This window comes from Chitinibacter sp. FCG-7, assembly GCF_040047665.1.
GTDB lineage: Bacteria > Pseudomonadota > Gammaproteobacteria > Burkholderiales > Chitinibacteraceae > Chitinibacter > Chitinibacter mangrovi.
The window spans coordinates 2,514,264-2,540,999 of record NZ_CP157355.1; the positions used below are offsets into that span (position 1 = coordinate 2,514,264).

A 26,736-nucleotide genomic window follows, 5' to 3' on the forward strand; every position below is an offset into this window, starting at 1 on the left:
GCGGCTATTATTTTTTAGCAGCGCCAAAACGGCGCTGGGAGAAAGAAATGAATAAAGTGCCTCTGACCGTGGTCGGTGCAGAAATGTTGAAAACCGAGTTGGCGCACCTGAAAAGCGTTGAGCGTCCTGCGGTGATTGCAGCGATTGCCGAAGCACGTAGCCACGGCGATTTGTCTGAAAACGCAGAATACGATGCGGCCAAAGAAAAGCAGGGTTTTGTTGAGGGTCGCATTGCCGATCTCGAAGGCAAGCTCTCCAATAGTCAGATTATCGATCCAAAAGATATGGCTGATACAGCCGAAGGCCGCGTAGTATTTGCCGCAACCGTCGTTTTGCAAGATCTGGAAACCGAAGCTGAAGTAACTTATCAGATCGTTGGCGACGACGAAGCGGATATTAAACTCGGTAAAATTTCGGTTTCAAGCCCGATTGCCCGTGCACTGATCGGCAAGTACGAAGGCGATGTAGCCGACGTGCAAGCGCCAGGCGGCATTCGCGAGTACGAAGTGCTGGAAGTGCGCTACGTCTGATCGCCTTGGGTTGGCTATGCTGCCGATTGATCCATCATGTTGACATGAATCTGAAATGGGAGGAGGGTATTGCCCGCTAGCCATTGACTGGTATGGGCTGTACCCCAATACATCTTATGGGTAATGGAATCAAGAACCTGCTGACCACCTTATGGATTGGCGGCATGTGGATTATCGGCGTGGTGGTCACTCCGGCATTGTTTGGCAGTCTGGATAAAGCTGTGGCCGGGATGGTGGCCGGCAAGTTGTTTCATGCTATTGGCTGGATCGGGATTGTGGCGGGTGTATTTTTGCTGATCTGGTGGATCTGGACTGAAGGCGCACGCGCGTTTCAAGGTGCCAAATTATGGCTGATTATCGGTATGTTGCTGTGTACGCTGATCAATCAGTTTGCCATTTTTCCGTTAATCGCCGAAATCAAACCTGCTGTGAGCAATGTGGCCGAAGGAATGTTTGGCGGCGGTCTGGCGCAGTGGCATACCATTTCCAGCTTGATTTATTTGCTGCAAAGCGTGCTGGGCCTGGTATATATCTGGCGTCACGATTAAACGCCTGAGGCAGAAAAAACGCTCTTATGTGCAGGCATGTTACAAAGAGTGCTTGCGCGAGACATGTAGAAAAGGGCGCTTGCGCGCCCTGGGTCTTGTGTCTTGCCAGCCAGCTTACTGGGCGGCCTTTTTCTTCTTAGGCAGTATGATTTTGGGTTTTTCGGTATTGCTTGGGCGATAAATCAGCAGTAGCTTACCCAGCATCTGCACCGGGGCTGCGCCCAGATCGGTACAGATTTGCTGCATAAATTGCGCACGGGCTTCACGATCATCACCGAGTACGCGAACCTTGATCAGTTCGTGTGCATCCAGATTAACCGCAATCTCACGCATTACAGAGTCGGTCAAACCGTTGTTTCCAATCATAACCACCGGATTAAGGTGATGCGCCAAGCTGCGCAAATGACGGCATTGATCCGGCGTAAGTTCGAACATAATGATTGAATCCTTGAAAATCTTCTTAACTAACAGGGTAGTGTAACCGATGGCAGGTATCAATTCCAGTAGTGCTTGGCTACACGAGCATGTGAATGACCAGTATGTGCAAATGGCCAAGAAGGAAGGTTATCGGGCTCGCGCGGCGTACAAGCTGCTCGAAATCGACGAAAAAGACAAATTGCTCAAGCCCGGTTTGTGGGTTGCCGATCTGGGCGCTGCGCCCGGCAGCTGGTGCCAGGTGGCGATGAAGAAGGTCGGAAAAAGCGGCCGCGTATTTGCACTGGATATTCTGGAAATGGACCCGATTCGCGATGTCGAATTTGTGCAGGGCGATTTTCGGGAAGAGGAAGTCCTTAATCGCTTTAATGCTCTGCTGGGTGGTAGGCAAGTAGATCTTGTAATTTGCGATATGGCTCCCAATATGAGTGGTCATACAGTGACCGATCAGGCGCGCAGCATGTATTTATGCGAGCTGGCGCTGGAGTTTGCTCAGGAGCAGCTCAAACCAGGCGGACATTTTCTGGTTAAGGTGTTTCAAGGCAGTGGTTTTCCCGAGTATATGGCGGCAATGCGTGAAACTTTTGGCAGCGTTGTCTCTCGAAAACCTAAAGCATCACGTGACCGAAGCTCGGAAGTCTATTTGTTGGGTAAACAAAAAAAGGCTTAAACAAATTTCCGATACAGGTAAAATAGTTTTGTCATTCCCGCGTTCGGGACATACAGGAGTAAAGCCGTGAACAATCTCGGCAAGAATGTCGCCATTTGGTTAATCGTTGGCCTGGTGCTGATGACGATTTTTAACCAGTTTTCCAAAAGTCAGGATACCGCCTCGCAGATTCCGTATTCCCAATTCATGGTGGAAGTGGAGCAGGGACGGATTGCCAGTGCCGAAATCGAAGGCAGCCCGCTGCGTGGCCAGTGGATTCGCGGCAAAAAGTCCGATGGCAGCAATTACGCCACTCTGGCGCCGTTTGACTTTCGCATGGTCGATACGCTGATCAAGCACAATGTCAAATTTGCCGCCAAACCGGAAGCCGAGCCTAGCTTGCTGATGAGCTTCCTGATGAACTGGGGGCCTATGCTGCTGTTGATCGGCGTATGGATCTTCTTTATGCGCCAGATGCAAGGCGGCGGCAAAGGCGGTGCATTTAGCTTTGGTAAATCCAAAGCCAAAATGCTTGACGAGAGCAATAACGCAGTCACTTTTGCTGACGTGGCTGGTTGTGATGAAGCCAAGGAAGAAGTCTCCGAAATTGTTGATTACCTGCGCGATCCAAGCAAATACCAGAGTCTGGGTGGCCGCATGCCACGCGGTATTTTGATGGTGGGCTCACCAGGTACCGGTAAAACCTTGCTCGCGAAAGCGATTGCTGGTGAAGCCAAGGTACCGTTTTTCTCGATTTCCGGTTCCGATTTCGTTGAAATGTTTGTCGGTGTTGGTGCGGCACGCGTTCGCGACATGTTTGAGAACGCCAAGAAAAATGCGCCGTGTATCATCTTTATCGACGAAATCGATGCTGTTGGCCGTCAACGCGGTGCCGGTATGGGCGGCGGTAACGACGAGCGCGAGCAAACACTGAACCAGATGCTGGTTGAGATGGATGGTTTTGAAGGCAATTCGGGCATTATCGTGATTGCCGCAACCAACCGTCCTGATGTCTTGGATCCTGCGCTGATGCGTCCGGGCCGGTTCGACCGTCAAGTGGTAGTGTCTCTGCCGGATATTCGCGGCCGTGAGCAGATTCTGGGCGTGCATATGCGCAAAGTGCCGATTGCTAATGACGTAGATGCTTCGGTGTTGGCGCGTGGTACGCCAGGTATGTCGGGTGCTGATCTGGCCAATTTGGTCAACGAAGCGGCTTTGTTTGCTGCGCGTCGTAACAAGCGCCTGGTAGATATGGCCGATTTTGAATCAGCCAAAGACAAAATCTATATGGGTCCAGAGCGTCGCAGCATGGTGATGACCGAGGACGAGCGCCGTGCAACGGCCTACCACGAGTCAGGCCACGCTGTTGTGGCTGAAATGCTCGAAGGCACCGATCCGGTACATAAAGTGACCATCATGCCACGTGGCCGTGCGCTGGGCTTGACTTGGCAGCTGCCTGAGCGTGATCGTTTCTCGCACTACAAAGACCAAATGCTCAATGAGCTGGCGATCCTGTTTGGTGGTCGAGTGGCTGAAGATCTGTTTATCAACCGCATTTCTACTGGCGCGTCGAATGACTTTGAACGTGCGACGGCAATGGCGCGTGATATGGTGACCCGCTATGGCATGACCGAAAAAATGGGCCCGATGGTTTACGCCGAAAATGATGGTGAAGTCTTCCTAGGTCGTTCGGTAACGACACATAAAAACGTGTCTGAGTCGACGATGCAGCAGGTTGATTCGGAAATCCGCCGCATTATTGACGAGCAGTACGCCTTGGCGGTGAAGATTCTGAGCGAGAACCGCGACAAAGTTGAGGTGATGACTCAGGCGTTGATGGATTGGGAAACGATCGACCGTGATCAGGTGCTCGATATTATGGCTGGCCGCACGCCGCGACCACCTAAAGAGTTGCCACCAATTCGCAAGTCCGCGCCTGTGCAGGCCGATACCCCAAGCGGTGGAGCGCAAGCGCCAGCAGCGCCTGCAGCAGAAGTGTAAGCGGATTTGATGCTCAGTCAATCCAGTAAAGGCGGCCTCGGCCGCCTTTGTTTTGTGCGGATTAAAGATGAATAATTTTTTTCAGTGTGGCCGTTTTCAGCTGGCATTAGATCGGCCGCTGGTCATGGGGGTATTGAATGTAACCCCAGATTCCTTCTCGGATGGCGGGCAATACCTCTCACTATCCGGTGCTTTAAAGCGCATCGAGCAAATGTGCGCTGATGGCGTTGATATGATTGATATTGGTGGCGAATCCACTCGCCCCGGTGCAACTGCTGTACCCGATGAAGAAGAGCTGCGTCGAGTGCTGCCAGTGATCGAAGCCGCTGTTTCATTCAATATTCCGCTTTCAATTGATACATTCAAGCCAGCCGTAATGAAAGCCGCTTTGGCAGCGGGTGTAGATATGGTCAATGACATCGCCGGTCTTGAAGCTCCGGGGGCGATGGAGGCCTTGCAGGAAACCCGTGCCGGTATCTGCCTGATGCATAAGCAAGGTAATCCACAGAGTATGCAGCTCAATCCTGTGTATACCGATGTGGTGGCCGAAGTGAGTGCTTATCTGGCTGCGCGGGCCAGCGCCGTGCTGGCTATGGGCGTTGAAAAATCGCGTGTTGTGATTGATCCAGGTTTTGGGTTTGGCAAAAACTTGGCGCATAATTGCGAGCTATTTCGCGCAATTGGCCCCATGCTGTGTGCGCTCGATTTGCCGATGCTGGTTGGCGTCTCCCGCAAGCGCATGTTGGGTGAAATAACCGGGCGTGAAGTGCAGGAGCGCATGGTGCCCAGCGTCGTGGCGGCCCTGCTGGCTGCACAGGCGGGGGCGCAGATTGTGCGCGTACATGATGTCAGGGAAACAGTGGATGCATTAAAGGTTTGGTACAGTTTAAAATAAGCCGCAAATTTTAAAAGGTTACAGGGTAATGGCGCGTAAATATTTTGGTACTGATGGTGTGCGTGGTCTGGTGGGTGAATACCCGATTACGCCTGATTTTGCGATGAAGCTGGGTTATGCCGCCGGACGCGTGCTAGTCGCCGAAGCCATCAAAAAAGGCATGAGCGAGCATCCCGGGGTATTGATCGGTAAAGATACCCGTATTTCTGGTTATATGCTGGAAGCCGCACTGCAAGCTGGTTTTAACGCTGCGGGTGTGGATTGCCATCTGACCGGCCCACTGCCAACGCCTGGCATTGCCTACCTGACTCGCGCTTTGCGCCTGTCAGCCGGCGTGGTGATTTCAGCCTCGCACAATCCGTATCACGATAACGGCATCAAATTTTTTGGTTCGGGCGGTAAAAAACTGCCGGACGACGTCGAGCTGGCGATTGAAGGCGCAATTGATGATGAGCAGCCTTGCGTTGCGTCCAAACAGATTGGGCGTTCATGGCGGATTAATGATGCCGCTGGGCGCTATATCGAATTTTGCAAATCCACCTTCCCGAATGATCTGGATTTGCGGGGTTTGAAGTTGGTGATCGATTGCGCCCATGGCGCTACTTACCATATCGCGCCGCACGTTTTTCACGAGCTGGGCGCCGAAGTGATCAGCATTGGCGTTGCGCCCGATGGCTATAACATCAACGAAGAGGTGGGCGCGACTCATCCGGAAGCGCTGCGGCTGAAGGTGTTATCCGAAGGCGCGCATTTTGGCATCGCGCTCGATGGCGATGGCGACCGTCTGATTATGGTTGACCGCGATGGCACGATTGTCGATGGTGACCAGCTTCTGTACGTGCTGGCTGTGCATCGGCAGGATAAAGCCACGCTAGGTGAAGGCGTCGTTGGAACGCTCATGACCAATCTGGGGGTGGAAAACGCCCTCAAGCAACGCGGCATCGGCTTTGTGCGTGCCAAAGTGGGTGATCGTTACGTGCTCGAACAATTGCAGGCCAAGTCATGGCTAGTGGGTGGCGAAGGCTCGGGCCACTTGCTGTGTCTGGATAAGCACACGACCGGCGACGGCATTGTGTCAGCCTTGCAGGTGCTGCAGGCACTGAAAGAAAGCGGCCAGACGCTGGCGGGTTTTTGCAAAGATTTGCAGCTCTCCAAGCAAGTGCTTAAAAATGTCCGCATCGCTAAGGGTTTTGATTGCCATGGCTCGGAAGCAATCAGCGCCAAAGTGGCCGAAGCCGAAGCCGCCATGGGTAGCGAGGGCCGCGTATTATTGCGTCCATCAGGCACCGAGCCAGTGGTGCGCGTGATGGTCGAGCATGTTAATCCGGTATTGGCACGTGAATGGGCTGATCGTATTGCCGCAGTGGTCAGCAGCGAAGCCAGCTTGCATCACGCCTGATCGGCGAATTGTGAGGTATACACAGGCCGCATTATGCGGCCTGTTCCATTTGAAGTTGCAGGCGTGATTTTAATGGGGGTATTGCCTTGTAGGTTTTGTGCATCATGGGTTGCATGGTAATACATGGGTGGGGTTTGTTGAAAGTTCGCTGTGTGGGGCGCTGCCGTGTGGATTCGTGTGGATGGGCGCTGCGAACCTGAGCCTTTAATTGCTGGCGTTACCTTCCCAGCGGATTTTCCACTCGCTGCCTTCCGGCTGCCAGTACAGTCGTTTGCGCATTTTATTGTCCAGATTATCGCTGCGATAATCCTGCTCGAACGTAGCCACCATTTGTGGCTGTCCGCCCGTTACAGCAAAAATGGACAGCTCGTTGAGCGCGATTTTCGTCCATTTTTTGCTTGTATTAACCGCTGTTTTTTGCTGTCGCCAGCTGGCCAGATCCAGCCCCTCGGCGCTGCTAAACTGATTGCCGTAGAAATTCAGATACTGCTCGGTATTGAGCGACTCCCACGCCGTTTTCCATTGCTCAATCAGCGAATTGGCTGCCAGATGGCGTTTTTGCCATTCATTGCGGCTTAGCCACTCGATTTTCGGGCTAACAATCACCGGTGTTGTGCCGATTTGCAGATATTGCGCCACATCGAGCATTTCTTCGTTGGTGAGTACCACACAGCCATTGGATGCCTGCGGGGGGCGGGCATAAGTCGCTGCCGGGCTACCGTGGAGCCAGATCCCGTAGCCGGTTTTTTTATTGCTTTTATCGAGCTCGTTCGGGTAGGAAATCGGCCAGGCCCCCACGCCATACAGATCGGCCAGCTCGCCGTAAGTCCGGTCCAGCAAAGGGCGGGGCAGGTGCTTGTTCACAAAGTAAACACCAATTGGCGTGCGCTGATCGCCTTCCACCTGTTTGCCAACCCCCAGCTTGCCAACGGTCACATAATGGTCCTTCACCATTTTGGGCACGCCTTGTTGATTGGCAAATATATACAGCCGCGAGGTGTCGGCATCGACCAGCACGGCGTATTTTTGCTGATCGTTAAATTTCAGGATATTGGCAGGCAGCAAATCGGGCGGCGTTGGCATATTGCGGTAGTTGATCCGCACCTGGGCTTCTTTGCGCAAATCGGCCAGCCGCTCGGCAATTTGCTGGGCAGGCGCTGCGATGCTGATCTGATTGGCACCCGCGCCAATGGATTCCAGCGGCACTGCGCGCATCGCATACAGATCGGCACGCAACAAATGCGCCAGCCGGTAGTTGGGCTTTTCTGCCAGCAAGGCATCCACGGTGGCGCGGGCATCGGCCATATTGCCACTGCGGATAAAATCAATCGCGGCCAGAATGCGCTCTTCAGGGCTACCCTGCGCGGCAGTGCCCGCTTCTTCGGGGGTGAGCATAAAATACTTGCTCCCCGAATCGACCATCAGAGGTTGGGCAGCAGGTGCCAGCAAAAGCAGCGACACCAAGCAGATGGCACGCTTGGTGCGACGGGTAAGTCTAGGCATTCAGTTGACCGCAGGCATTCAAGAAAAAGTCACAGCTTGGAAGCATTAACCACCGATCCGTTCTTCACGGATCAGCCAGCGGCTGCCTGATTTTTCCAATACCAGTGTTTTGCCGGTGTTGCTCGACAGACGATCAGACTTGTATTCCTGACGCAGGCGCACTTTGGCGGTTTTCTCGTCGATCATCTCGATCCGCACATCGCTGACATTCACGTCAATCGACTTGGGTGCGCTGATTTTGGCTTCACGATCTTTTTCCCAAGCCGCACGGCCACCGGGCGCCTTGAAGTTTTTCGAGTAGCTATTAATGTAGCCGCTGACATTTTGGCGGCTCCATGCGCTCGCCCAGCCTTGTACGCTGGCAATAATCTGCTGCTTAGCTGCTTTATCAGGTGTATTGTCCGGCGCTTCGGTCGGCTTGGGCGCAGCTGTCGCGGCTGGTTTGGCTGTGGCGACTGGCGCAGCACTTGGCTTGGCGCTCGCAGGTGCGATGGTCGCAGGTGCTGTCGCTGCTACTTTTGGCGGCAGGGTTACTTTGGGCAGCGGCGGCAAGGTAGGTTGTGGCGTAATTGCACCTTTGATCGGCGCTACGGCCACCGTCACCGGTTTGCTTGGTACCCGGCCAGCTTGCTGGCCAAACAGTGAATCAACCAGCTTGAGCTTGGTCTGCACCTGCGGGTTGCCGCCTTCCAGCTGCAAGGCTTTGTCATAAGCTTGCGAAGCCAGCCGGGCGTAGAGATCGCCCATGTTCTCGTGCGCAATCGCGTAGCTTGGATTGGTTTGGATCGCCAGCTGCAAAGCGCCACGTGCCTTATCGTACTGGCCTTTATTGGCATACAGCACAGCCAGATTATTATAGGGCTCTGGCAGTTGCGGGTAATCTTCGGAAAGTTGGGTAAACGCTTTAATTGCGTCATCCGTGCGCCCGGTTTCACTCAGCGCAATACCGCGCAGAAAACGCAGCTGGGCGTCTTTGGGCGATTTGCCCAGCGCTTTGTCGGCCTTGTCCAGCGCTTGCGCAAACTGCTTGGTGCGGATCAGCTGTTGAATATCCTCGCTGTCGCCAGCGTGGGCAGCCATTGAAAACAGCAGTGGCAAGGCAATGATCATCGAGCGAAGTGCAGACATTGGTATTCCGAATGAAAGGGTGATCACGGTAAACTGCGCAGATTCTAGCAAAATTTCAGGTGTTTGCCTTGATGAACCTGCCTCCAGCCATTTCCAGCATTGCCTTGCTGGTGGCCTCTAATGTTTTTATGACTTTTGCCTGGTACGCACACTTAAAAAATGGCCAGACCAAACCCTGGCTTTTAATGGCGCTGATGAGCTGGGGCATCGCTTTTTTCGAGTACATGTTGCAAGTGCCGGCCAATCGGATTGGCTATCAGGTGTTTAGCCTGGCCCAGCTGAAAATCATGCAGGAAGTAATCACGCTCAGTGTCTTTATTCCCTTTGCCGTTTTTTACATGAAGCAGCCATTTCAGTGGAACTACGTGTACGCCGCCTTGTGCATGGTCGGCGCGGTGTATTTCATGTTCCGCACTTGAATCGGCGGCAATGACGCACATTCACGAATAAATCAGTTCCGCGTTATAATGCTGCGTTCTGGAAAGGAGTTCTTATGCCTATCTATGCTTATCGCTGTAGCGCATGTGGTCATACGGATGAACATATGCAAAAAATGTCAGATGCCATTTTGACGCAATGTCCGGCGTGTAAAACCGAGAAATACGAAAAGCAGCTCACGGCTGCCGGTTTTCAGCTGAAAGGCAACGGCTGGTATCAGACTGATTTTAAAAACAAAACTGCGGCACCCGGCGCCTAGCCTGTGCGGCAATAGTCCTGCGGGAAATTTGTGACCTCATTGTTCAAGCGCTACCTGCTTACCGGCCTGCTGATCTGGATCCCCATGGCGATTACGCTGTGGGTACTCAGTACGCTGATCGGCACGATGGACCAGCTGGGCGCTATTTTGCCCAATGGCCTGCGCCCGGATTACTGGCTGCTCAAAACATTAGCGGGCACTTTCCCTAGCCTAGCTAATGCCAAGCATATTCCGGGCTTTGGCGTCATCCTGACGGTGCTGGTTTTGCTGATCACCGGCCTGGTGGCGACCAATATGCTGGGCCGCCGCCTGATGCAGCTGGGGCAAAAGCTGCTGAATCGCATTCCGATTGTCCGTTCGATTTATAACAGCGTAAAGCAAGTCTCCGACACGCTGTTTTCCGACTCGGGCAATGCGTTTCGCGAGGCTGTGCTAGTGCAGTTTCCGCATGGCAATGCCTGGACGGTGGCTTTTCTGACTGGCGTACCCGGCGGCGAAGTGGCCGAGCTGCTGCATGACGAGATGGGCAACGAGCTGGTGTCGGTGTATGTCCCCACCACGCCAAACCCGACTTCGGGCTACTTCATCATGCTGCGCCGCGCTGATGTCAAACCGCTGGCAATGAGTGTCGATGACGCGCTCAAATATGTGATTTCAATGGGTGTAGTGATGCCCAGCAAGGCGATTGCCTATCCGGATGCCTTAAGTCTGGATATGTGTGAAACCCATACCGCAGCACATGCTGCAAAAAAATGAAAGATAAGTCTCCGCCATCAATCACCAGCCCACGGGCAGGGGATTAGGGTGGAATGATTGGTTTTAAAATTAGGAAAATTCAATGCGTACTAATTACTGTGGTCTGATCAACGAGCAATACCTCGGCCAGACTGTGACTTTGCAAGGTTGGGCTCATCGTCGTCGTGACCACGGTGGCGTGATTTTTATCGACTTGCGCGACCGTGAAGGTATCGTCCAAGTCGTCGTGGACCCAGACACCCCAGACGCATTCGCCACTGCCGACGCTTCGCGCAGCGAATTCGTATTGGAAATCAAAGGTATCGTTCGTGCGCGCCCAGAAGGCACCACCAACGCCAAAATGATCTCTGGCCAGATCGAAGTATTGGCCAAAGACATCATCATCCTCAATAAAGCCGAAACGCCACCGTTCCAGATCGACGATGAAAATCTCTCTGAAAACGTGCGTTTGACCAACCGCGTGATCGACCTGCGTCGCCCAACGATGCAACGCAATCTGCGTCTGCGTTACCAAGTGGCACTGCTCGTGCGTAACTTCCTCGACACCAAAGGCTTTATCGACATCGAAACGCCGATGCTGACTCGCTCTACACCCGAAGGCGCGCGCGATTACCTCGTGCCAAGCCGCGTACACGACGGTCAATTCTTCGCCTTGCCACAATCGCCACAGCTGTTCAAACAGCTGTTGATGGTGGCCGGTTTCGATCGTTACTACCAAATCACCAAATGCTTCCGTGACGAAGACTTGCGCGCTGACCGCCAGCCAGAATTCACCCAGATCGATATTGAAACTTCGTTCCTGAACGAAGAAGAAATCATGAGCCTCACCGAAGAAATGGCGCGCCACGTCTTCAAACAAGCGATCAATGTGGACTTGGGCGAATTCCCGCGCATGGCTTACGACGACGCGATGTTCTACTACGGCTCGGACAAACCCGACCTGCGCGTAGACCTGAAATTCACCGAATTGACTGATCTGATGAAAACGGAAGAATTCAAAGTCTTCCGTGGCGCAGCCGACATGGAAGGCGGCCGCGTTGTGGGCTTGCGTATTCCAGGCGGCGCAGTATTGAGCCGTAAAGACATCGACGACTACACCAAGTTCGTTGGCATCTACGGCGCGAAAGGTCTGGCCTACATCAAAGTGGAAGATGTAAACAACATCACCAACGGCGAAGATTCTGGCCTGAAAGCGCCAATCGTGAAATTCCTGTCGGTTGAAGCACTGAAAACCATCATTGAGCGCACTGGCGCGCAAAACGGCGACATCATCTTCTTTGGCGCGGACAAACGCAAAATCGTTGACGAAGCGATTGGCGCTCTGCGGATCAAGATCGGCCACGAGCGCGGCGAAGCGGGCGGCTACTTCACGAAATCGTGGAAACCATTGTGGGTCGTTGACTTCCCAATGTTTGAATACGACGAAGACGGCAAACGCTGGAACGCGTGTCACCACCCATTCACTTCGCCAAAAGCGGAACACCTCGAATTGCTTAAAACCAGCCCGGGCGAGTGCAAAGCACGCGCTTACGACATGGTCTTGAACGGTTGGGAAATGGGCGGCGGTTCAGTCCGTATCCACCAAGCTGACGTACAATCAACGGTATTTGACGCCCTCGGCATTGGCGAAGAAGAAGCGCAAAACAAATTTGGCTTCTTGCTCGACAATCTGAAATTCGGCGCGCCTCCACACGGCGGCTTGGCCTTCGGTCTGGATCGTTTGGTAACGCTGATGACCGGCGCAGAATCAATCCGCGACGTGATCGCCTTCCCGAAAACGCAACGTGCGCAGTGTCTGTTGACCAATGCACCGAACGCGGTGGACGAGAAGCAATTGCGCGAATTGCATATCAAATTGCGTAATCCGCCAGTGATTGAGTAATTGTGTAGTTTGAGATGATAAAAAAGACCGCCTTTGGCGGTCTTTTTTTGTTCTGTCGCATGTAGGTGTCATTGTTTTGATGTTATATTTTTCATTCTTACATCTCAATGGTGGTTTATATGCAATATGCTTACTGCACTGAAGATGGCAAAACGTGGGAGGCAAACCTTTTTGCAGCGTTGCAGCCGGATCAACTTGAAATTAAAAGAAAAAGTTTAGTCTGCGTAGAGTGTAAAGAATTTGCATGGTTCAGAAAAGAAAGTACTCATGGACGCCCTTCCCATTTCTGCGCGCATCATGCAGAAAATTGCAGTTTGAAGGTTGAATATGTCGTTGTGGATGATCCGCTTAAACAAGGAACTGAAACTGCTGATCAAGTTAAAAATGGCGATTCGATAGTAGTTCGACTAGATCAGGAGCAGGGTCAGGAAGTAGATGTTGCCCAGGTTCAGCCATCATCCAATTCAGGTAGCGATATTGGCGGAAAAGTGTTTGTGCGTCCTCATACTGGAGCGGAGTCGGCGCAACATTTTACCATGCGAAGAATTTTGCACCGGCTTGTGCAAAGCCCTTCATTCAGGCTTTCAAAGCAGGAAATTGCTCTGTACCGCAGTGAGACCGATGTACTAGTAAAAGGCCCAGTTCAAAGTGTTGTTTGTAATTTTGCCAATATTACGTTGCCAGCAACTGACAATATGCAACTTTTTTGGGGGCCAATTGCTTCTGTCGGTCGGACTCAGGATGGGAGAGTTTGGCTAAATTCTTCAAGTAACCATCAATCAACTAGTGTTGCAATATTTGAGGATACTGTAGATGACTTTTTGAGCAGCTTTAAGATTACAAATTTAGAAGACCTTGTTGGTGCTCATGTTCTGGTTGTAGGTAAGGTGTGGACTGCCACAACAGGTAAGCCAGTGATCTGGTGTGGATCATCTAAATATATTGTCCTCCGTCGTTATAAAGATGAAAATCTTCAGGCTGTACAATAACTTGGCAATCATAAATGGCTGTTATTTCGCCGTGTAGGGCGGGTCGAGACCCGCGCTGAACTGCACTTGGATTAATCACAATATTGGCGGGTTACGCCTGCGGCTAACCCGCGCTACATTTTTTATGGTTTTATGCGCCGTTGGCGCGATGTTTTCAATGCGCGTTCCGCCGCGCAGACGGACAGGGGTATTTGCTTCTGCAAATACCCCTGCACCCCAAAGCAGCCCCCGGCATCTGCGTCGGCTACGCCGATGCCCTCGCTGCGGACAATCGACAAGGCGGCGGGCTTTAACAAAACAGAGCCCGCCGAAACCCCTTGCCGATTGTTCCTCGCTCGGCGCTGATGCAGGGGAAATTGGTGCAGACTAACAATTGTGGTACATACATACCTTGGTATTGCCCTGTAGATCAATTTTAGCCGTGTAGGGCGGGTCGTGACCCGCGCTGAACCGCATTTGGATTAATCACCATATTGGCGGGTTACGCCTGCGGCTAACCCGCCCTACATTTTTTGTGGTTTTGTGCGCCGTTGGCGCGATTTTTTCAATGCGCGTTCCGCCGCGCAGACGGGCAGGGGTATTTGCTTCTGCAAATACCCCTGCACCCCAAAGCAGTCCCCGGCATCCGCGTCGGCTACGCCGATGCCCTCAACTGCGGACAATCGGCAAGGCGGCGGGCTTTAACAAAACAGAGCCCGCCGCTTACCCCTTGCCGCTTGTTCCTCGCTCGGCGCTGATGCAGGGGATCCCATGCGCCCAACGATTTCTGCCTATACATGCCTAGGTGTTGCTCTGTAGATCAATTTATATATGGTCTTTGGCTATATACCCATGCTTGTTCTATTCGCTCTCTGTGGGCTAGGGCTTGAAATCCCCTGTCGCCCATCGCCGAAGGAGTGGAGCGAGACAAATGGCTCTATCGTTTGGCTCACGACCGACCGAGGGAAGCCCGGAGGGCCGCAGGCGGGGGGCTCCTTTGGGGTGTTGGGGGCTTTGGAGAAGCAAAGCCCCCAACTCGTCTGGCGGGCGAAACCGCCGGTTTACCGCCTGCGCCAGCAGGCCATGCAATCGTAGATATTTAAAATCTGCTGGTTCTATGCCCCGCTGGCGCGATGTTTGCAATGCACGTTCCGCCGCGCAGAAAAATACCCCTGCACCCCAAAGCAGCCCCCGGCATCTGCGTCGGCTGCGCCGATGCCCTCGACTGCGGACAATCGGCAAGGCGGCGGGCTTTAACAAAACAGAGCCCGCCGAATTCCCTTGCCGCTTGTTCCTCGCTTGGCGCTGCTGCAGGGGAAATGGCGCAGATCAACGATTACGGTATATACATGCTAGGGTGTTGCTCTAGAAATAAATACTGAATTGCTCTCCTGAGATATACCCCTGATGCCAATCGCTGTAGGGTCGGCTTTAGCCGACCTTTTTGATTGCGCTTGGTCGGCTAAAGCCGACCCTACCATTGCTGCTAATTAGGACGGATTGCCCGTGGAGACGCGCCGCTTGAAAAAGCCATGGCGAGGTTTTAAGCCGCGTCGTGTTTGAGTGTCGTGACGTTAGCGCGACGCGAGTTGTAGCGGCGCCTCGCCATGGCTTTTTCAGGCGGGGTTTCGCGGCGATCGGGCGCGCTGGGGTTGCAAGGGGAGGAGCAAGACCTCCCCTTGCTCGTCTAGGCGGGCGAAACCGCCGGTTTATCGCCTGCGCCAGCGGGCCATGCAATGGTAGAACTGCAAGCAAAGCCCCCAACCTGCCCGCGCGGCGTCACCGCATAAATGATCTCCAGCTGGCTAAAATTGGCTCTGCAATTGCATTGCGGTTGACTGGGGTGAATTGTCCCTGGGGCACAGATTGACAATGCCGTCGACTGGGCGGGCAGGTGAGTTCAGCGATTCAAGAAGATGGATGAGACTGGATCGCCATGCATTGTTCGGAGGGCGCGAACAATGCACGTGCGGATCAGAGCCGGAAGCGTGCGATGGATTGCTGCAGGTTGGCTGCCGTCTGGTTCAATGAGCTGGCTGCGCCAGCAGTATTGCTGAGGGTTCGGCTGGATTGCTCGGCTTGTGCCGAAATTTCTTCAATTTTCTGGGCAACATCATTGGAGGCGGAGGATTGCTGCTGCAAGGTGGTGCCCAGCTCACGGATGATGCGCGCAACCTGCTGCGCCATGCTGCGCAGACTGGCAATCGAGTCGCCAGCCGATTGCGCTAACCCGACGCTATTTTCAACCAGCGTGACCCCTTGATCAATGCCCTGAACAACTTTGGCTGTTGAGCTCTGGATTCCCTGCACCATTGAGGCGATTTCACCTGTTGATTGTGCTGTGCGCTCGGCCAACTTGCGCACTTCATCGGCCACCACGGCAAAGCCACGTCCCGTTTCTCCGGCACGGGCGGCTTCAATGGCGGCATTGAGTGCTAGCAGATTGGTTTGATCGGCAATTTCGCGAATCACTGCGACGATGCTGGAAATGCGTTCTGATTCACTGGCCAGCTGTGCTATTTGCTCTGCTGCGCTGCGAACGACTTGCGCTACTTCGCCAATTTGGCCAGAAAGCTGGGTTAATGACTGATGGCCTTCTTTGGCGTGCAAATCCGAATTGTCTGCCAGCCTCGTGGCGTCCGTTGTATTGCTGGTGATATGGTTGATCGAAACGACCAGCTCTTCAACATTGGCCGCAATCGAGCTGGCGGCCTGGCTCTGGATTCGCGATGATTGGTCAATTTCGTCTATCGTTTGCTTGAGTGTATCGGCTGCCCGGTTGATCGCACCGATGCCCTGATGGCTTTCCCCCATGGCTTGGCGCAGTGCATCCTGCATTTTGGCGATTGATTCAGCCAGCGTACCCACTTCATCTCGGCCAGATTCAAGTTTGGCGCCGCGCAGATCGCCTGTGGCAATTTGCCGGGCGGCTACATTCAAGACCTCCAAACGTCGCTCGATACGTCTGGCAATGCTCCAGGACAGCAATAATGCCAGCACGGCGCTGCCAAGCAGGCTGAACCAGGCTGCGGAGCTGGCGTGAGCAATTTGTTGCTCTGCTTGGTGTGCGGCTAAATCAGAGCCATCGCGGTTGAGCTTGACCAGCAAGTCGGTTTGATCACGCACTTTGTTGGCCGCCTTGACCCATTCATTCTTGCGCAAATTCTGTGCGCCTTCTTCGTCGCCCGCTTTGGCGAGCGCCATGGCTTGCAGAACGACATCGCGGTATTCCCGAGCTGCGGCTTGCGCCAGCTGGAATTGTTCGCGTTCGTTGGCATCATTGGGGTCAATGTATTTTTCGTAGTTCTGGAAAGATTGCTGGACCTCGCTATCCAGTTTTTCCAGCGACTTTTCCAGCTTCAGCTTTTCATCCGCATTGCCGGGTAGCAAATACTCCAGGCTACGAACGCGGTAGCGTAACCGTAGCTGGCTGATTTCGCCTGTGGCCTGCACAGAGGGTAACCAACTGCTGGCAATGTCCTTGGTCGCCGTACCGACGTCCTTGATCTGCCAGACACAGAACAGAATGGTTGCAATGAGCAGGCCCCCTGACAGGGCGAAATTGATTAATAGCTTGTAACGCAAGCGTATGTCGTCAAACCAGAGCATAACTGTTCCTTTTGAGCCGGGCTGTTGGTATTGATTTCTATTGAGCAGATTGATATTAGTCGCATGACTTGATACACATCTCGCCCACGTCAAACAGACCCAGAGTTTAGTTTTATGTGCGAAAAGAGATTCTAATGTTCTATATCAGGAAATTCTTCTGCTTTACTTTTTCTCGTTGGAGAACGACACAGCCAGCTGGACGGATGGTGGCAGTAGTACCGTTTCTCATCGTAGAAAAGTGTGCGTCGATGGCAAGGTGAGCTGGGTAGGAGGTGAACGTTTTACTTTGCGCATACAGGCTGCGTTTCAATTTCCTTGCGAATGTATTTTGTGCATTTTGCTGCACAAATCCCTGCGAGATTTTCACGCCCTGCGTTTGTTGTCGTTTTCTGCACCGTTGGCGCAATGTTTTCAATGTGCGTTCTGCCGTGCGGACAGTCTCTGCTAGATCAGTAATACACCTAGCAGTATTGCTCTGAAGCTCAATTAGTTAATGAGTTATGGCAATATACCCAATAAAAAGCTGGGCCACTTACGGTGCAAGATTGTGCTTCAATTTCCCCATCTTCAATACCGGTGAGCGAGCTTGCTTGCCGCTGAAATCAATCTCGGCCTCACCCAGCTGATAGTCGTCACCGTCATGATTGCCGGAAAAATGATCAACAATCGACTTCTTGCCTTTGAATACTTGTAAATGCACGCCGCTGGCTTGGCCGCCGTTGATAGCAAGGTAATAGCTAAATTCGCCACGGCTAAACGCGATGACATCCATGCCGGTGCGTGGGCCGGTGCTGAGATTGGCGATGATGAATGGGGTGCTCGGCGTGGCATCGACCGTCATTTCAATTTGCCCGGGGCGACCATAGCGATAGCTGAGGCGAGTAAAGGGCTCTTTTTTCTGGTCGGCGCACAGCGAAACCAGCTTGCCTTGCTGGGTATTTTTATATCCCGAATCGGTGATGACGGTGTTGCCCATCCAGGCATCGATAATCGCGCTTTCATGAGGCGCGCAGTGGCTGGCGATTTGGGCTTGTGCCGGATAGGTCAAGCTTAGGCTTAGAAGCAGTGATATATATTTCAGCATGATTTTCCTGGTGGGTTGTTGGTTTGCGTTACGTTGAGCTGAATTGGTGCGCAATTTTCACATTCTGCCTAGCCAATGGGAATACGCTTTGGGCGGCGCGCGCAATATTTTCATTGGTCTTAGTCGTGGTTGCGGCATATACCTGCCTTGGTATGTTGCCATGAGCTTTATCCATTAATAGCTACATTGATATACCCATTGCTAGTGATGAGGGCCACGCTTTGTTGTAGATTGTTCCGCTGTTTTTTCGCCGAGTAGCGTGTGCAGATCCTGATTTGCGCACGCGGACTAAGCTTCAATTTCCTTGCGTGTATATTTTGTGCATTTTGCTGCGTAAATCCCGGCGAGATTTTCACAACTTACCTTTGATGAGGTTTTCCGTGCGGCGGAACGCGCATTAAAAGATTCGCGGCGTAGCCGCATAAAAAAAATATGCCTGCAAGCCGTGGCGATGGGCGTTGATTGGCTGCGTTTTTGCTGCGGCCTTGGCTATGCTGAATTTTGCATTGGCTTATGGCAATAGAAGGATGGGGATCATGAATATCAGTCAGCGTTTGCTTGCAATGATTGCGGTGGCTCTTCTGGCTTTGCTGGCTTTGGCGATGCTGGGCAGTTACAAGCTCAAGCAGGATGTGGACCAGTTTAGCGCGCTGGATGTCAATGTGATTCCCAGCCTAGTGCTGATCGGTAATCTGGATGGGGCGATTGCACAAAACCGGATTGCGATGTTTGCGCATATTCTGGCGCCCAATGATCAGCAAAAATCGGAAGTCGAGCAGCAGCTTTTGCAGCGTAATCAGCAAATCGAGCAGCTGCTGGGGCAGTATCAGACACTGTTGATTAATCCGCAGGAGCAGGCTTTGCTGGCCAAGCTCAAAGAGAGCTATGGCCTGTATCAGGAGGTGTTTCTCAAGGTGATCGAGCGCTCCAAGGCGCGCGATAATACCGGCGCTTTTGCGCTGGCCGACGGGCAGGGCGCTTCGCTTAATCGCCGTCTGATTGCCGATTTGCGCAAGGTGATCGAATTTAATCAGCAGCATGCCAGCGCCAGCGTTGCCATGGCCAAGCAGGAGGCGAGCCGGGCGATTACGCTGTTTGTCGCGCTGGCGGTGTTGGCCACTGCAGCCGTGCTGGGGCTGGGCGTGTGGATTTTGCGCGCCATCCGCCAGCCGCTGCGCCAAACATTGCGCGCGGTAAGCCATATCGAGTCATCCCTGGATTTCACGCATCGCGTGCCTGCTGCGGGCAAGGATGAAATTGGCGAATTGGTATTGGCCTTTAATAGCCTGCTGCGCACCGTGCAGCAAAGCTTTGGCAGCATTAGCCAGAATATTCAGGCCATGACCCACTCTGCGCACCAGATGGTCGATGCCTCGGGTGATCTATCGCGGGTGGCGGGCGATTCCAGCGAAGCGGCGGCGCATATGGCGGCGACGGTGGAGGAAGTGACGGTGAGCATTGGTCATGTGGCCGAGCGGGCGCGCGATGCGGATCAGCACGCGGGCTCTTCAGGCCATCTGGCGGCAGAAGGCGAGCAGGTGATTCAGGCGACGGTGGCCGAAATCAATAGCATTTCAAGTACGGTGAACGAGGCTGCGGATGAAATCACAGCGCTGCGCGAACAAAGCCAGCAGATTCAGGCCGTGCTGGGCGTGATCAAGGATATTGCCGATCAGACCAATCTGCTGGCGCTGAACGCTGCGATTGAGGCCGCGCGCGCTGGCGAGCAGGGCCGAGGCTTTGCCGTTGTGGCTGATGAAGTGCGCAAGCTGGCCGAGCGCACCAGCAATTCGACGCATGAAATCACCGCCACGGTCAGTCAGATTCAGGAAGGTGCCAACCGCGCCGTGAGCCGGATGAATCAGGTGGTTCAATCGGTGAATCAGGGCGTGGCGTATGCCCGCGATGCGGGTGACGCCATCCACCGTATCCGCAGCGCTTCCGATAGCGTGCACGATTATATTTCCGAGATTTCCGAAGCCATCGGTGAGCAAAGCAGCGCCAGTACGGCGATTGCGCAGCAGGTCGAGCAGATCGCCAGAATGGCGGGCGACACCAGCGGCGCAGCCCGGCAAGCGGCTAGCTCGGCGGGCCAATTGTGCGAGCTGGCCGACGCCGTCCAGCAAACGATAGGGCGTTATCGCATCTAAGCGGCAACGCGCGCCAGGCTGCTGACTTTATGGCAGCGCTGGCAAGGGCTGGGCTTCGACCAGATAGGTGCGGCTGCCCGGTCCGATATTGCTGATGAAATTGACAATCGAATCGACAGTCACGGTGTTGATCCGGCCAGCCAGACGCAAATCCCCAGGGTGATCGTCAAAAGCAATATTGGCACGGAATACCCGCCCGCCCAGCCGTTTGAGAGTATTGATTTTTAGCTCGCTGGCCTGATAGCCCGCCAGTTTGAGCCATTGCTGAGCCTGCTCGCGATTACGGATTTCAATGTCTTTGCTCATCGCACGGGCCAGATTTTCCAGCGCCCACTGGTTTGAATTTTGATAGCGGGTCGAGAATGGATAGGCGACCATATTGTAGCGTTCGCTGTGCAGCGCGTTGAGCTGATTGTTTTGCAGCAGTGCGTGCAAGCGCTCCTGCGTTGCCGCAGGCGGGACGATCAGCAGCGCGTCGTATGCGACTGGGTCGTCCATAAAGAAATTGGCCAGCCCTTCTTGCCAGATGGCCGAGGTTGCCGTGCCGCAATCGTTCAGCGCGTGCACTACGCGCCAGTTGCCTTGCTGTGCCGGATCTCGCCAGACAAAGCCTAGATGAGAAAACCGTAGCTGATACGCCGATAAATCCTGTCCGATCCGGGCGATGAGCGCGACCTGGGGCTTGATTTTGTCCAGCTGCTGCATGCTGGCGTAGCCTGCCGCCATGGCTTTGCGAAAAGCGTGCGGGTCGATGGGGGTTTCTTCGCAGCTGCGGCCAGCCCAAGCCGTGCTGGCCAGCAGCAGGCTCAGGGCGAGCCAGATGATACGCAATGAGTACATTGTTTTTCCTAAATTATTCTTTATTACTTACCGCTCACTTTGCTTTGTCCAAGCAGCGCCTGCCCGATTTCATTGGGGATAAAGGCCACCAGCTTACCCGAAGCAATGAGCGCGTAGCCGGTGGTTTCGCTGACGGCCTTGATGGATGAACCAACCGCCAGCCCCAGTTCTTGAACAGCTTTGCCGCTTAGTCTGATCAGGTAACGGCTGCCGTCTGCGGCATTCTCGACGGTGACAGTAACGGCTTCGGCACCAACGGTACTCAGGCCGATAATGGTTAACCCGCTACCCAGACCCAGCGCGGCCGAAGCCTCAACGGGCTTGCCTTGCAAGGACAAGAGTGGCGATAGCAACACCGAGGCGAGGCCGCTTTGCAGCATTTCCGAGCCTTCCTTGCGCGCGTAGGCGGTGCTGCTCAGTGTTGTTGCCAGCAGCGTGGTCAGTAAAAGAGCCGATAGTTTGCGCATGATTTTATCCTGTGTCAGTGCTGGTGAGGGTATTCGTCAGCTTGTGGCTACTATGCCGCAGTAATTTGCCGTGAGCAAACAGTATGCGCCTTTCTCTGCTGCGCACATGAGCGATTTGATCGGCGTATTGGGAAGGATTTTTGCCTGTTTAATTGCTAGCATCGCGGGCTGTTTGGGCGGCAGTGGTCGCTGCCAGCAATCGCGTTTCTGCCGAAAAAGCCTGCATCTGATGTGCTTGCTTACTCTAATTTAAGTGGGGCATGTTCAGATTTGGTGTTGATCATGCGTAGGGTGGGTTGGGCCGCCACGATCTTGCCTAAAACTACAAAGGTATTTCGGCCGTAATCCACCATGACGCTACTCTTATTAATACCGCGTCCTGGTGGGTTACGGCATAAAACCGCCTAACCCACCCTACGAATACCGCGTTTCATCGTCAAATCACAATATCCGGCCATATCAACACGTAATCTGAACATGGCCTTTAAGTGGTGGGTATTTCATTGTGGATATTGGTATTATTGATCTGCAGGGCTATACCTGTATGGTTTGTGTTTAGGCTACAAACTGTAGTCAATAAAAAAGCCGCCTTTCAAGGCGGCTTTTTTGGCGAAAGCGTTCAGAATTAATCCTGATGGTAGTTCGGCGCTTCCTTGGTGATTTGTACGTCGTGCACATGCGATTCGCGGATGCCGGCAGCGGTAATTTGCACAAATTCGGCTTTGGCGTGTACGTCATCAATGGTGGCGCAGCCCAGATAACCCATCGACGAGCGCAAACCACCCATCAACTGGTGGATTACTGCAGTCAATGGGCCTTTGTACGGTACGCGGCCTTCGATGCCTTCTGGAACCAGTTTGTCGGCATCGGCCGTTTTGTCCTGGAAGTAACGGTCTGACGAGCCATTCGCGCCCGACATTGCACCCAGTGAGCCCATGCCACGGTAGCTCTTGTACGAGCGACCCTGATACAGCTCAACTTCACCCGGCGCTTCTTCGGTGCCGCCAAACAGACCACCCAGCATGACCATATGCGCGCCAGCTGCGATGGCTTTGGCGATGTCGCCCGAAAAGCGGATTCCACCATCGGCGATCAGCGGCACACCGGTACCCGCCAATGCTTCAGCCACATTCGCTACGGCAGAAATTTGCGGTACGCCCACACCGGCGACGATACGCGTCGTGCAGATCGAGCCCGGGCCAATGCCCACTTTAACCGCGTCAGCACCGGCTTCAACCAGCGCTTTGGCTGCTGCGCCAGTGGCAATATTGCCGCCGATCACTTGCACTTGCGGGAAGTGGGTTTTGACCCAACGCACACGATCCAGTACGCCCTGGCTGTGGCCGTGGGCGGTATCGACCACGATCACGTCAACGCCCGCTTCAACCAGCAATTTAACGCGCTCGTCGGTGCCAGCGCCAACGCCGACCGCAGCGCCAACGCGCAGACGGCCTTGCTCGTCTTTCGCCGCCAGCGGGTGTTCGCTGGTTTTGATAATGTCTTTTACGGTGATCAGGCCCTTGAGCTTGAAGGCGTCGTCAACGACGAGGACGCGCTCAAGGCGGTGTTCGTGCATCAGCGTGCGAGCGTCTTCAATGCTCGTGCCTTCGCGCACAGTAACCAGTTTGTCTTTTGGCGTCATGATCGACGACACTGGCACATCCAGACGCGTTTCAAAACGCAGGTCGCGGTTGGTAACGATACCGACCACTGCGCCGTTTTCCACTACTGGCAGGCCGGAAATTTTATGCTGGCGAGTCAGGGCAAGGACATCACGAACCAGCATGGTCGGAGCCACAGTGACCGGGTCTTTCACAATGCCCGATTCGTAGCGTTTTACTTTCGCGACTTCCTGAGCCTGGCGCTCACCAGTCATGTTTTTGTGAATGATGCCAATACCGCCTTCCTGCGCCATGGCAATGGCCAGACGCGCTTCGGTTACGGTATCCATCGCTGCAGATACAAGGGGGAGGTTCAGGCGGATACCGCGCGTGAACTGGGTTGCCAACGAGACATCGCGTGGCATCACGTTTGAATGGGCAGGGACGAGCAATACGTCGTCGAACGTGAGGGCTTTTTGCACAATGCGCATGAGCTAAATCCTTTTCGCCAAAAAAGCATTATACCGAAATGCAAGTTTTTCGACTATGGCCTTGTAATATGACAAACGCAGCAGTACAGCCTATTTTTGTCCGGTCGGCGGCTTGAATGGCGAAAATATGCAATATCAATGGAACAGATTCATCGTCGCCGCCCCGATTTTGGCCAGTTTGAAATGTGCAAGCAAAGCCGTTTCACAGCCCCGCAGGCCCTGGATGCCCTGTGAATGCTGCGTTGCATGATTGCTGTATTGCCCGCGCCCAGCTAGCTTGTAAGTAAGAAAGCCTGATGCCAATCAGATCGTCAGGCGGGGAGGCGATATGAGCCGGCAATTGCATACGGCACCCGATACGGCGCTGATCCTGTCTGGCGGTGGTGCACGTGCCGCCTATCAAGTGGGAGTTTTGCTGGCGATTGCCCGCTTGCTGCCCCAGCATGCTCCCAATCCTTTTCCGATTATTTGTGGCACATCGGCTGGTGCAATCAATGCGGCCGGTCTGGCCATGGGGGCGGGTGAATTTCGCCGGTCGGTGTTTTCGCTGGCGCGCATGTGGCAAAACCTGCAGCCCGAACAAATCTACCGGGGGTCGATGAGTTGCCTGATGGCCACTGGTGCGCACTGGCTGGCTGCCTTGCTGGTGGGTGGGCTGGGTCGGAAAAACCCGCGCTCATTTCTGGATAATGCGCCGCTGCGCGATTTTTTGGCCGGGATTGTCGATTTCCCGAAAATTCAGGCCAATCTGGATTGCGGTGTGCTCAAGGCGGTGTCCATCTCGGCGCTGGGCTATAGCTCGGGGCAGTCGGTGGCTTTTTTTCAGGGGATTGCCGAGCTGGAAGGCTGGCAGCGGGCATCCAGAATCGGGGTACGTACCGAGCTGAACCTTAATCACCTCATGGCTTCCAGCGCTATACCCCTGGTGTTTCCTGCCGAGCGGATTCACCGCGAATATTTTGGCGATGGCTCGGTGCGGCAAATTGCGCCATTAAGCCCGGCCATTCATCTGGGTGCTCGCCGCATTCTGGTGATCGGGGTGGCGCCGCAGAGTGAGGAAAGCCCCGCTCGGCAGCACACCAGCGGCTACCCGACGCTGGCGCAGGTGAGCGGGCAATTGATGAATAGCATTTTTCTCGATTCGCTGGAAACCGATCTGGAGCGCATTACGCGGATCAATCGCACCATTTCGCATATTCCTGCACCGGTGCGGGGCGAGGTTGGGCTCAATTTGCGGCCGATTGAAGTGCTGACGATTTCGCCCTCGCAGCCGCTGGAAAAACTCACGCTGCCTTTCAAGCGCGAATTTTCGCTGGGCATGCGGTTTTTTCTCGGTGGATTGGGCGCTTTTCGGCGGCAAGGCTCGGTTCTGGCGAGCTATTTATTGTTTTGCGGGCCGTATGCGCGCAAGCTGATTGCTTTGGGCTATCACGATGCGCTGGAAAAAGAGCAGCAGCTGCGTCATTTTCTAGCTGCAGAGCAGGCAACTTCGGCGGTAGAATAGTTCTTTTCTATTTTGCGCGGAGATCCGGCATGTATCGTCTTGGCTGGCGGCCCGGTTTTGGCATCCTGTTTATCGCCTGTGCGGGCATGATTGCCTTCGCGCTCTATCACCAGTTTTATCAATGGCTTATGCCGTGTCTGATGTGCGTGTACGAGCGCATTGCGATTATCGGTTTTGGCCTGTTTGCCCTGTTGGCGGCGATTTTTCCGCCTAAAAAGCGTAGCGGCGTTTATGTTTACACTGGCATTTTGACTCTGTGGGGCCTGTTCGGTGCGATCACCGGCCTGCGCCATGTCTGGATGCAGTATGGCCCGAAAGATCCTTCTGTTTCGTGTGCTTCAAGTCTGCCGTTTCCGATTGACCTCAATGCCTTGCCTGGCTCGATTGCTGCGGTAATTCGTCCGGTGGGCGATTGCGCCAATATCGACTTTACGATTTTGGGCATCACCATGCCGATCTGGATTGTGCTGGCTTGCCTAGGTCTGGTGGCGGTGACGTGGCTGCTGGCGCGTCGCCAATTGACTGAAATCCGTCGGAATCAATGGCGATGACCCTTACCGAGCTCAGATATATTGTTGCTGTAGCGCGTGAGCGCCATTTTGGCCGCGCTGCCAATAGCTGTTTTGTTTCGCAGCCGACTTTGTCGGTGGCGGTGAAAAAGCTCGAAGACGAGCTGGGCGTGACTTTGTTCGAGCGCTCCTCGGGCGATGTGACGCTGACGGCCAATGGCGAGCGCATTGTCGAGCAGGCGCAACGCGTGCTCGAAGAAGTCTCGGTCGTTAAGCAACTGGCCGAGCAGGGGAAAGACCCGCTGGCGGGTACGCTGCGTCTGGGCGTGATCTACACGATTGGCCCGTATTTGCTGCCGCACCTGATTCCGCAGCTGCGCACGCTGGCACCGCAGATGCAATTATTGCTCGAAGAAAACTACACCTCGCGGCTGGCAGAAATGTTAAAACAAGGCGAGATCGACGTTGCAATTGTGGCTGAGCCATTTCATGAAGGGGGTATTGCCACGCAAGCCATCTATGAAGAAGGCTTTGTGGTCGCTACCCCTCGGGGGCATGCCTGGGAGCAATTTGCCGAAATTTCTGCCGAACAATTAGCCGAAGAAAATGTGCTGCTGCTCTCGCCCGGCAATTGTTTCCGCGATCAGGTCTTGCAAACCTGCCCCGATCTGAACCGCGAAAGCATGAGTCACGGTAGCTTGCAGCGTACTTTGCAGGGCTCGTCGCTGACGACGATCCGGCATATGGTGGCGGGCGGTATCGGGGTGACAGTGTTGCCTGCGACCTCGGTCAGCGCCGCCGACGACGCCCTGCTGAGCATTCGTCCGTTCGCCGAGCCAGCGCCCACACGGCGCGTCGTGATGGCCTGGCGACGCAATTTTCCACGTCTGGCGGCCATCGAAGCTCTGCGGCAGGCCATCTTGCAATCGAGCATGCCCAAGGTGAGCTGGTTGCACGAAGCGGAAATCGCCTGATTCGCGTAGCGGGTCATATGGGGTAAGCAGGATGTGAGGGCTTGATGAAAATCAGGCCCTTTTTATTTAATTCCGGTTTTCGTGCCTTGCTGTGGAATGACTGGTCTGGAATTCTA

General features: G+C 54.1%; 23 protein-coding genes. 15 read left to right on the top strand and 8 right to left on the bottom strand.

Features of this window, described 5'->3' with window-relative positions; all coding sequences use genetic code 11:
* Positions 1 to 47 precede the first annotated feature (47 nt).
* Both greA and ABHF33_RS11860 read left to right on the top strand, forming a co-directional pair.
* Positions 48 to 530, top strand: coding sequence for a transcription elongation factor GreA (gene greA / locus ABHF33_RS11855; RefSeq protein ID WP_348944159.1), 483 nt, complete (start codon positions 48 to 50; stop codon positions 528 to 530).
* A gap of 116 nt (positions 531 to 646) precedes the next feature.
* On the top strand, positions 647 to 1,078 hold the full coding sequence (locus ABHF33_RS11860; RefSeq protein WP_348944160.1) for a DUF4149 domain-containing protein: 432 nt from the start codon (positions 647 to 649) through the stop codon (positions 1,076 to 1,078).
* A 114-nt stretch (positions 1,079 to 1,192) separates the two neighbouring features.
* Here the strand turns inward: ABHF33_RS11860 and yhbY are convergent, their stop codons facing one another.
* Positions 1,193 to 1,516, bottom strand: a complete 324-nt coding sequence (gene yhbY / locus ABHF33_RS11865) for a ribosome assembly RNA-binding protein YhbY (RefSeq protein ID WP_198314526.1) — start codon at positions 1,514 to 1,516, stop codon at positions 1,193 to 1,195.
* A gap of 46 nt (positions 1,517 to 1,562) precedes the next feature.
* On the opposite strand from yhbY, the gene rlmE reads away from it, so the two are divergent.
* The 4 genes from rlmE to glmM all read left to right on the top strand — a co-directional run bounded on the left by rlmE (position 1,563) and on the right by glmM (position 6,457).
* A complete protein-coding gene (gene rlmE / locus ABHF33_RS11870; RefSeq protein WP_348944161.1) occupies positions 1,563 to 2,183 on the top strand; it encodes a 23S rRNA (uridine(2552)-2'-O)-methyltransferase RlmE in 621 nt (206 codons plus the stop codon).
* 66 nt (positions 2,184 to 2,249) lie between these two features.
* A complete protein-coding gene (gene ftsH / locus ABHF33_RS11875; protein WP_348944162.1) occupies positions 2,250 to 4,163 on the top strand; it encodes an ATP-dependent zinc metalloprotease FtsH in 1,914 nt (637 codons plus the stop codon).
* Positions 4,164 to 4,230: 67 nt separating this feature from the next.
* Entirely contained in the window at positions 4,231 to 5,058 is an 828-nt protein-coding gene (folP, locus tag ABHF33_RS11880) for a dihydropteroate synthase (protein ID WP_348944163.1), read from the top strand.
* A gap of 28 nt (positions 5,059 to 5,086) precedes the next feature.
* Positions 5,087 to 6,457 carry a phosphoglucosamine mutase gene (glmM, locus tag ABHF33_RS11885; protein WP_348944164.1) on the top strand — a complete coding sequence of 457 codons (1,371 nt, stop codon included), beginning with the start codon at positions 5,087 to 5,089 and terminating at the stop codon, positions 6,455 to 6,457.
* 204 nt (positions 6,458 to 6,661) lie between these two features.
* Here the strand turns inward: glmM and ABHF33_RS11890 are convergent, their stop codons facing one another.
* Both ABHF33_RS11890 and ABHF33_RS11895 read right to left on the bottom strand, forming a co-directional pair.
* The gene (locus ABHF33_RS11890) at positions 6,662 to 7,960 is read right to left on the bottom strand and encodes a L,D-transpeptidase family protein (RefSeq protein WP_348944165.1); all 1,299 of its coding nucleotides are present in this window, start codon (positions 7,958 to 7,960) and stop codon (positions 6,662 to 6,664) included.
* A 45-nt stretch (positions 7,961 to 8,005) separates the two neighbouring features.
* Positions 8,006 to 9,088 carry a tetratricopeptide repeat protein gene (locus ABHF33_RS11895; RefSeq protein ID WP_348944166.1) on the bottom strand — a complete coding sequence of 361 codons (1,083 nt, stop codon included), beginning with the start codon at positions 9,086 to 9,088 and terminating at the stop codon, positions 8,006 to 8,008.
* Positions 9,089 to 9,159: 71 nt separating this feature from the next.
* Between ABHF33_RS11895 and ABHF33_RS11900 the strand changes: the two genes are divergently transcribed.
* The 5 genes from ABHF33_RS11900 (at position 9,160) to ABHF33_RS11920 (ending at position 13,412) form a co-directional block, all read left to right on the top strand.
* Positions 9,160 to 9,507 carry a DMT family protein gene (locus tag ABHF33_RS11900; protein WP_348944167.1) on the top strand — a complete coding sequence of 116 codons (348 nt, stop codon included), beginning with the start codon at positions 9,160 to 9,162 and terminating at the stop codon, positions 9,505 to 9,507.
* 74 nt (positions 9,508 to 9,581) lie between these two features.
* The gene (locus tag ABHF33_RS11905) at positions 9,582 to 9,785 is read left to right on the top strand and encodes an FmdB family zinc ribbon protein (protein WP_157315360.1); all 204 of its coding nucleotides are present in this window, start codon (positions 9,582 to 9,584) and stop codon (positions 9,783 to 9,785) included.
* Positions 9,786 to 9,815: 30 nt separating this feature from the next.
* Positions 9,816 to 10,541, top strand: a complete 726-nt coding sequence (locus ABHF33_RS11910) for a DUF502 domain-containing protein (protein WP_348944168.1) — start codon at positions 9,816 to 9,818, stop codon at positions 10,539 to 10,541.
* 82 nt (positions 10,542 to 10,623) lie between these two features.
* Complete coding sequence (gene aspS / locus ABHF33_RS11915; RefSeq protein WP_348944169.1) at positions 10,624 to 12,423, top strand: aspartate--tRNA ligase; 1,800 nt, start codon at positions 10,624 to 10,626, stop codon at positions 12,421 to 12,423.
* Between the two features lie 119 nt (positions 12,424 to 12,542).
* Entirely contained in the window at positions 12,543 to 13,412 is an 870-nt protein-coding gene (locus tag ABHF33_RS11920) for a hypothetical protein (protein WP_348944170.1), read from the top strand.
* A 1,953-nt stretch (positions 13,413 to 15,365) separates the two neighbouring features.
* Here the strand turns inward: ABHF33_RS11920 and ABHF33_RS11925 are convergent.
* Both ABHF33_RS11925 and ABHF33_RS11930 read right to left on the bottom strand, forming a co-directional pair.
* Positions 15,366 to 17,000, bottom strand: coding sequence for a methyl-accepting chemotaxis protein (locus tag ABHF33_RS11925; RefSeq protein WP_348944171.1), 1,635 nt, complete (start codon positions 16,998 to 17,000; stop codon positions 15,366 to 15,368).
* Positions 17,001 to 17,532: 532 nt separating this feature from the next.
* The gene (locus ABHF33_RS11930) at positions 17,533 to 18,084 is read right to left on the bottom strand and encodes a hypothetical protein (RefSeq protein WP_348944172.1); all 552 of its coding nucleotides are present in this window, start codon (positions 18,082 to 18,084) and stop codon (positions 17,533 to 17,535) included.
* A 536-nt stretch (positions 18,085 to 18,620) separates the two neighbouring features.
* On the opposite strand from ABHF33_RS11930, the gene ABHF33_RS11935 reads away from it, so the two are divergent.
* Entirely contained in the window at positions 18,621 to 20,234 is a 1,614-nt protein-coding gene (locus tag ABHF33_RS11935; protein ID WP_348944173.1) for a methyl-accepting chemotaxis protein, read from the top strand.
* Positions 20,235 to 20,261: 27 nt separating this feature from the next.
* On the opposite strand, the gene ABHF33_RS11940 is transcribed toward ABHF33_RS11935, so the two are convergent.
* The 3 genes from ABHF33_RS11940 to guaB all read right to left on the bottom strand — a co-directional run bounded on the left by ABHF33_RS11940 (position 20,262) and on the right by guaB (position 23,633).
* Positions 20,262 to 21,074 carry a DUF2145 domain-containing protein gene (locus tag ABHF33_RS11940; RefSeq protein ID WP_348944174.1) on the bottom strand — a complete coding sequence of 271 codons (813 nt, stop codon included), beginning with the start codon at positions 21,072 to 21,074 and terminating at the stop codon, positions 20,262 to 20,264.
* 23 nt (positions 21,075 to 21,097) lie between these two features.
* Positions 21,098 to 21,541 (bottom strand): hypothetical protein, encoded by a 444-nt coding sequence (locus ABHF33_RS11945; RefSeq protein WP_348944175.1) that lies wholly within the window; start codon positions 21,539 to 21,541, stop codon positions 21,098 to 21,100.
* 625 nt (positions 21,542 to 22,166) lie between these two features.
* Positions 22,167 to 23,633 carry an IMP dehydrogenase gene (gene guaB, locus ABHF33_RS11950; protein WP_348944176.1) on the bottom strand — a complete coding sequence of 489 codons (1,467 nt, stop codon included), beginning with the start codon at positions 23,631 to 23,633 and terminating at the stop codon, positions 22,167 to 22,169.
* A gap of 328 nt (positions 23,634 to 23,961) precedes the next feature.
* Here guaB and ABHF33_RS11955 point away from each other — a divergent pair, with 328 nt between their 5' ends.
* From ABHF33_RS11955 to ABHF33_RS11965, 3 genes are read left to right on the top strand one after another with little or no spacing between them, the layout of a single operon-like run.
* Complete coding sequence (locus tag ABHF33_RS11955) at positions 23,962 to 25,137, top strand: patatin-like phospholipase family protein (RefSeq protein ID WP_348944177.1); 1,176 nt, start codon at positions 23,962 to 23,964, stop codon at positions 25,135 to 25,137.
* A gap of 29 nt (positions 25,138 to 25,166) precedes the next feature.
* A complete protein-coding gene (locus tag ABHF33_RS11960) occupies positions 25,167 to 25,688 on the top strand; it encodes a disulfide bond formation protein B (protein WP_348944178.1) in 522 nt (173 codons plus the stop codon).
* Positions 25,685 to 26,620 (top strand): hydrogen peroxide-inducible genes activator, encoded by a 936-nt coding sequence (locus ABHF33_RS11965; protein ID WP_348946632.1) that lies wholly within the window; start codon positions 25,685 to 25,687, stop codon positions 26,618 to 26,620. Before ABHF33_RS11960 ends, ABHF33_RS11965 begins: the two co-directional genes overlap by 4 nt.
* Positions 26,621 to 26,736: the final 116 nt, after the last annotated feature.